The following is a 6,391-nucleotide window of genomic DNA, read 5'->3' on the forward strand; positions in this document are numbered from 1 at the left end:
GCGCGCGGAGCAGGAGCAGACTTGGCGGTACATTGACGTTAACGTCAATCCGAGCCGCCATGTCCACCTCCTCCGCCGCCACCCACAAGCCCCTCAAGCCCCTGCGCGGGGTCCGCATCCTCAGCCTCGCACTGAATCTGCCCGGTCCGGCCGCGTTCATGCGCCTCCAGGCCATGGGCGCCACCTGCCTCAAGACCGAACCGCCGGGCCCCAAGGGCACCAGCGGCGACCCGATGGGCCAGTACAACCCCACGGCCTACGCCACGATGCACAGCGGCATCAAGGTCCTCACCATCGACCTCAAGACCGACAAGGGGCAGCAACAGCTGCACAAGGCACTGGCGCGCACCGACGTGCTGCTGACTTCGTTCCGCCCATCGGCGCTGCTCAAGCTCGGCCTGGGCTGGAAGGCGCTGCACAAGGCCTATCCGGCGTTGTCGGTGGTGGCCATCGTGGGCGCGCCCGGCGCACGTGCCGAAGAGCCGGGCCACGACCTCACCTACTTGGCCGACGCGGGCCTCGTCACCGGCCTGGACCTGCCCGCCACGCTGTTCGCCGACATGGGCGGCGCGCTCATGGCCAGCGAGGCGACGCTGAAGGCCGTGCTGGTGCAGAAGACCACCGGCAAGGGCTCATTCCAGGAAGTGGCGCTGAGCGACGCCGCCGCCTGGCTCGCCCTTCCCCGCAGCTGGGGCCTGACGCAGCCCCAGGGTGCGGTCGGTGGCGCGCACGCGGGCTACCGCGTCTACCCCTGCAAGGACGGTCGCGTGGCGGTGGCTGCACTCGAGCCGCATTTCGCGGCCTCGCTGTGCGCCGCCGCTGGCGTCGCCATGAACGGCATGGGCAGCATGTTCCAGCCGGCGACCCACAAGGCCATCGCCGCGTTCCTTGCGGGCCAGACCCGCAAGCAGCTCGACGCGCTCGCCGTTGCCCGCGACATCCCGCTGCACACGCTCGCCCGCTGAGAGGCCAACGCGTCAGTTCGCCAGCGAGAACTCCACCGCGGCCAGCGCGTGCAGGGCCGTGGTGTCGAAGGTGGGAATCGGGCTGTCTTCGGGACGGATGATCAGTGGCAGCTCGGTGCACCCTAGCACCACACCCTGCGCACCGCGCGATTGCAGGTCGGCGATGCAGTCGGTGAACCACCGGCGAGAGACCTCGTGCAGCTCGCCGTGACAGAGCTCCTCGAAGATGATGCGATGGATCTCCTGGCGCTGCACCTCGTCGGGCAGCACGCAGCGGATGCCGCGCTGGGCCAGCCGTTCGACGTAGAAAGCGCGCTCCATCGTGAAGCGCGTGCCCATTAGGCCCACCGTGTCCAGCCCCTGCGCCAGGATCGCGTCGGCGGTGACGTCGGCGATGTGGATCAATGGCACGTCGGTTGCGGCCTGCACCTGCGGCGCGAGCTGGTGCATGGTGTTGGTGCCGATCAGCAGGCACTCGGCCCCCGTGTCCGAGAGGCGCCGCGCCGCATCGCACAGGATGCCGGCCATCCCGTCCCAGTCGCCAGCGCGCTGGCGCTGGGCGATGTCCTGGAAATCCAGGCTGACGAGGTTCATGCGGGCACTGCTGAGGCCGCCGCGTCGGCGCGCCACCTCGCGGTTGATGATCTGGTAATAGAGGGTGGTCGATTCCCAGCTCATGCCGCCGATCAGTCCGATGGTTTTCATGGTTTCTCCTTGGTTCGTGGAATGGAGAAAGTTTCCCATCGGCCTTGAAGAAATGGTTTGCCATCTCTGATTGCAAGAAGGCAATATGGAGTATCCACTTGCTCAAAAACCCATGAAAAGAAAACTGGACGTTACAGACAGGCAAATTCTCGCCATCCTGCAGCGCAACGCCGAAACCCCGCTGGCCGAGGTGGCCACCGCGGTGCACCTCTCGTCCACGCCCTGCTGGCGGCGCATCCAGCGCCTGCGCGAACAGGGGTTCATCACGCGCCAGGTGGCACTGGTCGACGCCGCGAAGATCAACCTCAGCGTCACCGTCTTTGTCTCGGTGCGCACCAGCCAGCACAACCAGGCCTGGTTCGAGCGCTTCCGCGACGCGGTGCGCGACATCCCCGAGGTGATGGAGCTCTACCGCATGAGCGGTGACGTGGACTACCTGATGAAGATCGTGGTGCCCGACATCGCGGCCTACGACCGGGTCTACCAGCGCCTGATCCGATCAGTCGACCTCTCGGACGTCAGCAGCAGCTTTGCGATGGAAGAACTCAAGAACACCACCGCCCTGCCGCTGGACTACGCCGACTGAGGGCGCTCGGGCTTGTCGTCCAGCCCGCGCACCCACTCGCGCCAGATCGCCACCAGCAGCGCCATCAGCACCGGGCCGACGAACAGGCCCACCATGCCCAGGGTCGAGACCCCGCCCACCAGGCCGAAGAAGGTGGGCAGGAACGGCAACTTCACCGGCCCACCGACCAGGCGCGGGCGCAGCGTCTTGTCGACGATGAACAGCTCCACCGAGCCCCAGGCGAACAGCGCCAGCCCGGCCACCGCGTCGCCCGAACCGACGAGATAGAGCGACACCAGGGTGAACGAAAGCGGCGCGCCGCCGGGGATCATGGCCATGAACCCGGTGATCACCCCCAGCAGCACCGGCGAGGGCACGCCCGCGATCCAGTACGCCACACCCAGCACCACCCCTTCGCCGATAGCGATCAGACCCATGCCGGTGACGGTGGCGCTCACCGTGGCAGGCACCACGCGCGAGAAGCGCTGCCAGCGCTCGGGCAGCAGGTGCTCGCCCACGCGGTCCAGCTGGCCGGCAATGTGCGCTCCGTCCTTGTAGACAAAGAACAGCGTGATCAGCATGAACAGCACCAGCAGGAGCAGGCCCGCCAGGTTGCCCGCCGCCGCCAGCACGGTGCGCGAGATGTTGCCCACATGCTGACCCGAGAGCATCTGGATCCAGGCGCCCAGAGCGTGTGGCTCGCCCAGGTGTTCGCGCCACAGCGCCGCCAGCTGGGCGCCGACCAGTGGCAGCGCCTCAATCCAGGCCGGCACGGCGGCGCCGTGGCGGTTGGCCTCGATGGCCCAGCGCACGAACTCGCTCGCTTCGCGAATCGCAAAGTGAATCGCCACAGACAGCGGGACCACCAGCACCACGAGCACCACCAGGATCGCCAGACTGGCGGCCAGTGTGGTCCTGCCAGAGCAGCGGACAACCAGCCGGCGGTACAGCGGCCAGGTGGCGAACCCGATGATCAGGGCGGCCAGACCGGGTACCAGGAAGCCGTGAAAAAAGTAGATGCCGGCGGCCAGGATCAGCAGCAGCAGACCGCGGGTGATGAGGGAGGCACTGAAAACGGGGGGCATCACGCGATTCTGTCACGGGGGCATGGCCTCACAGGCGCTGTCAGGCACTCGTTCAGCGGCAGGTCTGTGCATGCCGCTGGATCGGACTCAGACGCCGTCGGGCCAGCCAAACGCCGGACCGGATATGCGTCGGCGTATGCTGTTCGACCCGTACGAAGCCTCATGCCACTCCAGCGCCGCGCCATGCCTGAAGCACCGACCCCGCGCGCGTCCACGGCGCCTGCCTGGCGCCTGGTGGTGCTGTCCTCGTTGCCAGCTATACGGTCCATCGAGGGTCACTGGCTGCTGCCGGCCAAGTTTGTCACCGGCATGAAGCAGTACGTGGAACGCTGGAACGGCCCCGTGGTGGTGGGCCTGCAAGCAGGTCACGAGCCCAGCGGGGATCTGGACAACCGCCACTGGCTTCCCATTGAGCTGCCATTTGAAGTCCAGATCGTGGATTTCCGTGAGCTGGCCGGCAACGGAGGTCCGTTGCTGCAACGATCCATCCTGCTGGTCACGCTCAATCACGTGCTGTATGGCCTGGGCCAGCGCTGCCGGGAACAGGGCGGCATCCTGGTCGCGAACACCGAGCTGACGCTGACCACCCAGTTGCAGATTGCACGGTCGGTCCGAGGCTGGGGCCCCTCTCTACTCAAGACCGGGCTCTGGCTGCTTCTCAACCACCGCCGTGCCCTGGCGGAAATCCGGTCGGCCCACGGCCTCCAGTGCAACGGAACGCCCACGTTCGAGGCGTTCGCGAGGCACAACCCCGCCCCCCTGCTCTACTTCGACAACCGGGTGACCTCGGTGCTTTGTGCGACCCCCGAAGAGATCGAAGCACGCTTCGAAGCCCTGTCCTCCCGACGCCAGCGTCTGCGATTGATGTACTCGGGGCGCCTGCATCCCATCAAAGGCGTACACCACCTGGTACCGCTGGCCCGCAGGCTCCGGGACCGGAACATCGACTTTGAGCTCCGCATCGCGGGAGACGGACCACTGCGGGCCGCGCTGGAGGCGCAAATCGCCCAGCACGGCCTGCATGAACAAGTCCGGTTGCTGGGGACGCTGGATTTTCACGACCAGCTGATGCCCATGTTGCGGCGCGAAATCGATCTGTTTGTCTGCCCCCACCTGCAGGGGGATCCTTCGTGCACCTACCTGGAAACGCTGTGCGCCGGGGTGCCCATCGTCGGCTATGCCAACGAAGCCTGGCGTGGCCTTCAGCGGCTGTGCTCCGCCGGGCGGGTCTGCGCCTTGGGGCGCCTCGAAACACTGGCCGACGAAATCGAGGCACTGTCCAACGACCTGAGCGCACTGAAGGCACTGGCCATGAGCGCGCGCGAGTTCGCCGTCCAGCATCTCTTCGAGCTCGAGTTCGAACGACGCATCGTTCACCTCCAGCGACTCTGCGAGGCAGCGGAGCTCCGGACATGACCAGACTGTCCAATGCAACGGACGTGCGGTCCTGGCTGGTGCAGCTCGGCATCGAGAGGGTGACTGTGATTTCGCCCCATCTGGACGACGCAGTGTTCTCGGTCGCCGGGATCTTGAGCGCATGTCGCGACAGGGCTGAAGTGATCACGGTGCTCACCGAAGGATCGGCGGGACATAACGACGCCTGGGCCCGGACGACAGGCTTTGCGGACAGCGCCGCCGAACACAAGGCCCGGCGCCAGGAAGATGCGCTGGCCATGAGCCGGCTCGGATGCGGGTTCCAGCACCTTGGATGTCGTCACGATGATCTCAACGAGCGCTCGGTCGGCCAGGCGGTGGACGCCATGACCCAGAGCCGGACCGATGGCCTTTCCCGCACGCTGGTACTGCTTCCCGCAGGTGCCGGTGGCCCCTCGCCTTCAACGCCTCTTTCGCAGCTGGCGTGGCGCTTGCTCCGCCGTCCATGGGGCTGCATGCCGCATGGGGAGCACGAGTTGACCCGAGATCTCTTCTGGCAGGCCTTGTCGGGGAGCCGGGCCCGACTGGGCTTCTACGCAGAACTGCCGTATGCCTGGTCACACAGCAACAGGGCACTGCAAGAGCGTCTGCACCGGGTGCTCGGTTGCCACACCGAGCTGGTGGAACACCGTCACGACATCTCAGAGAAGACCCGCCTGGTCGAGCTCTACCCGTCGCAACTGATACCCATCTTCGGCCCCAATCCGGTCTATCGGCGGCGGGTGCTCGAAAGAACGGAATGTCTTCTGATGGCCTGAACAGGCCCGAAGCACTCACTCGTCGCTGCCGAACAGCCGGGCAAAGAAGCCGCGCTTCTTCAGGTGCAATTCACGGATCAACTCCTCCTTGATCTGCGCCTTCATGTCGGTGTCGCCATGCCCGACGTTCTTCAGATAGAGCTTCACCGAATCGGTGTAGCTGCGGTCGTCGTTGCGGATGTGGTTGAACAGCCAGCGCGAGAGCATGGCGTGCAGGTCAGACGCCACGTCTTCACCAGCCTCGAAGCGCATGCGGTACTCACCCACCTTGCGGGTGAACAACTCATGGATCTTCTTGTGCGGGCCGGCGAACGTGTAGCCCGCATCGGTCATCAGCGATTCCTCGAACGCGAAATGCGACAGGGTGTAGTCGACCATCTCGTCGATGACGGCGCCCACCGCCCCCCGATCATGGTGATCGCGGGCGTCGTACAGCTGGTTGATGTAGTCGACGATGCGCCTGTGTTGCCCGTCGATTTCGCGGATCCCGGTTTCAAGGTCCGGCGTCCAGTTCAGATGTGCCATGTCAGATGTCCTCAGGCGGGTGACAGGGAGTCACCCGAGAAGTGACAAATTGTGAACAGATTCCCTCTGCGCTGTGAGGGAAAACGGCCACTTGCTGACCTATCTCAATATCTCGTCCGCCAACTGAGTCCGCAGCACTAGAACACCCGCTGGACTTTGAAACCTTTGGCCTGCAAAAGCGCTGGCATGAACCGCCCCGGGAATCGTGGAGGCCGGTTGGTTTAAGTCAGGCCACCACCATGGAGACCTGACTGGCGAGTTGCCGGTAGTAGTTTGCCTCAGCCTCGGCGGGCGGGATGTAGCCGATGGGTTCGAGCAGCCGGTGGTGGTTGAACCATGACACCCATTCGAGGG

The 6,391-nt window shown here is 65.5% G+C and carries 7 protein-coding genes and 1 pseudogene; 4 read left to right on the forward strand and 4 right to left on the reverse strand.

Annotated elements, in window-relative coordinates; genetic code table 11:
* Positions 1 to 59: 59 nt before the first annotated feature.
* A complete protein-coding gene (locus ACFOPI_RS21790; RefSeq protein WP_382178730.1) occupies positions 60 to 965 on the forward strand; it encodes a CoA transferase in 906 nt (301 codons plus the stop codon).
* Between the two features lie 12 nt (positions 966 to 977).
* On the opposite strand, the gene ACFOPI_RS21795 is transcribed toward ACFOPI_RS21790, so the two are convergent.
* Positions 978 to 1,670 (reverse strand): aspartate/glutamate racemase family protein, encoded by a 693-nt coding sequence (locus tag ACFOPI_RS21795; RefSeq protein WP_382178733.1) that lies wholly within the window; start codon positions 1,668 to 1,670, stop codon positions 978 to 980.
* A gap of 112 nt (positions 1,671 to 1,782) precedes the next feature.
* Here ACFOPI_RS21795 and ACFOPI_RS21800 point away from each other — a divergent pair, with 112 nt between their 5' ends.
* Positions 1,783 to 2,256: an Lrp/AsnC family transcriptional regulator gene (locus ACFOPI_RS21800; protein ID WP_382178736.1), complete on the forward strand. Its 474-nt coding sequence runs from the start codon at positions 1,783 to 1,785 to the stop codon at positions 2,254 to 2,256.
* Here the strand turns inward: ACFOPI_RS21800 and ACFOPI_RS21805 are convergent.
* Positions 2,244 to 3,323 carry an AI-2E family transporter gene (locus ACFOPI_RS21805; protein WP_382178739.1) on the reverse strand — a complete coding sequence of 360 codons (1,080 nt, stop codon included), beginning with the start codon at positions 3,321 to 3,323 and terminating at the stop codon, positions 2,244 to 2,246. The two genes, ACFOPI_RS21800 and ACFOPI_RS21805, sit on opposite strands and share 13 nt — an antisense overlap.
* A 159-nt stretch (positions 3,324 to 3,482) precedes the next feature.
* Between ACFOPI_RS21805 and ACFOPI_RS21810 the strand changes: the two genes are divergently transcribed.
* Positions 3,483 to 4,736, forward strand: a complete 1,254-nt coding sequence (locus tag ACFOPI_RS21810; protein WP_382178742.1) for a glycosyltransferase family 4 protein — start codon at positions 3,483 to 3,485, stop codon at positions 4,734 to 4,736.
* The gene (locus ACFOPI_RS21815) at positions 4,733 to 5,512 is read left to right on the forward strand and encodes a PIG-L family deacetylase (RefSeq protein WP_382178745.1); all 780 of its coding nucleotides are present in this window, start codon (positions 4,733 to 4,735) and stop codon (positions 5,510 to 5,512) included. Before ACFOPI_RS21810 ends, ACFOPI_RS21815 begins: the two co-directional genes overlap by 4 nt.
* A 15-nt stretch (positions 5,513 to 5,527) precedes the next feature.
* Here ACFOPI_RS21815 and ACFOPI_RS21820 read toward each other — a convergent pair whose 3' ends face one another.
* On the reverse strand, positions 5,528 to 6,037 hold the full coding sequence (locus tag ACFOPI_RS21820) for a bacteriohemerythrin (protein WP_382178747.1): 510 nt from the start codon (positions 6,035 to 6,037) through the stop codon (positions 5,528 to 5,530).
* 226 nt (positions 6,038 to 6,263) lie between these two features.
* Positions 6,264 to 6,391: pseudogene (locus ACFOPI_RS21825) on the reverse strand (IS3 family transposase); the annotation flags it as partial.

The organism is Hydrogenophaga luteola, assembly GCF_042648585.1.
Taxonomy (GTDB): domain Bacteria; phylum Pseudomonadota; class Gammaproteobacteria; order Burkholderiales; family Burkholderiaceae_C; genus Hydrogenophaga; species Hydrogenophaga luteola.

Coding starts and splice junctions, on each gene's coding strand:
- ACFOPI_RS21790 (WP_382178730.1), top strand. CDS start 60: ATGTCCACCTCCTCCGCCGCCACCCACAAGCCCCTCAAGCCCCTGCGC.
- ACFOPI_RS21795 (WP_382178733.1), bottom strand. CDS start 1,670: ATGAAAACCATCGGACTGATCGGCGGCATGAGCTGGGAATCGACCACC.
- ACFOPI_RS21800 (WP_382178736.1), top strand. CDS start 1,783: ATGAAAAGAAAACTGGACGTTACAGACAGGCAAATTCTCGCCATCCTG.
- ACFOPI_RS21810 (WP_382178742.1), top strand. CDS start 3,483: ATGCCACTCCAGCGCCGCGCCATGCCTGAAGCACCGACCCCGCGCGCG.
- ACFOPI_RS21815 (WP_382178745.1), top strand. CDS start 4,733: ATGACCAGACTGTCCAATGCAACGGACGTGCGGTCCTGGCTGGTGCAG.
- ACFOPI_RS21820 (WP_382178747.1), bottom strand. CDS start 6,037: ATGGCACATCTGAACTGGACGCCGGACCTTGAAACCGGGATCCGCGAA.